At 71.9% G+C, this 606-nt stretch carries 1 protein-coding gene; it reads left to right on the top strand.

Features of this window, described 5'->3' with window-relative positions; genetic code table 11:
- Positions 1 to 5: 5 nt before the first annotated feature.
- Positions 6 to 545 (top strand): DUF1772 domain-containing protein, encoded by a 540-nt coding sequence (locus GT042_RS32465; RefSeq protein ID WP_161312273.1) that lies wholly within the window; start codon positions 6 to 8, stop codon positions 543 to 545.
- Positions 546 to 606: the final 61 nt, after the last annotated feature.

Raw genomic sequence — 606 nt, 5'->3', positions numbered from 1 at the left:
CCCCCGTGGCCGCGCCGGTGCGCCGCAGCAAGGCGGCCGGGCCCCTGCTGATGATCGCGACCATCACCATGGGTCTGATGGCGGGCCTCTTCTTCGCCTTCGACGTCTCCGTCATGCCCGGTCTGGCCAAGGGTGACGACCGCACCTACGTCACCGCGATGCAGAACTTCAACGCGCTCATCGACGGCAGCGGGCTCTTCGGCATGGTCTTCGTCGGCGCGCTGCTCGCCACCGGCATCGCGGTCTTCCTGGAGCACCGCCAGGGCCGCCGGGCCGCCGCGCTCTGGATCGCCGCCGCCGCGGCGCTCTACCTGGTCGCCCTCGTCATCACGTTCAGCGTCAACATCCCGCTCAACAACGAGCTGGCCGCCGCCGGCGACCCCGCGAAGATCACCGACTTCTCGGTCGTCGACAAGTTCAAGGACACCTGGGTGGCCACCAACATCGTGCGGACCCTGGTCTGCACCGCGGCCCTGGGCTTCCTCGCCCGCGCCCTGGTGCTGCACGGGCGCGGGACCTCCCCGCTGCGCCCCGGCGCCGTCTGAGCCCCCCTCAGCGGCACCGCCGGACCGCAGGTGACGCGCCCGCCCTTCCCGAGCGACTCCC

The organism is Streptomyces sp. SID3212 (assembly GCF_009865405.1).
In the GTDB taxonomy this organism is placed as follows: Bacteria; Actinomycetota; Actinomycetes; order Streptomycetales; family Streptomycetaceae; genus Streptomyces.
Note: the sequence above shows the minus strand (reverse complement) of the source record. Positions and strands in the feature narration are given on the sequence as shown.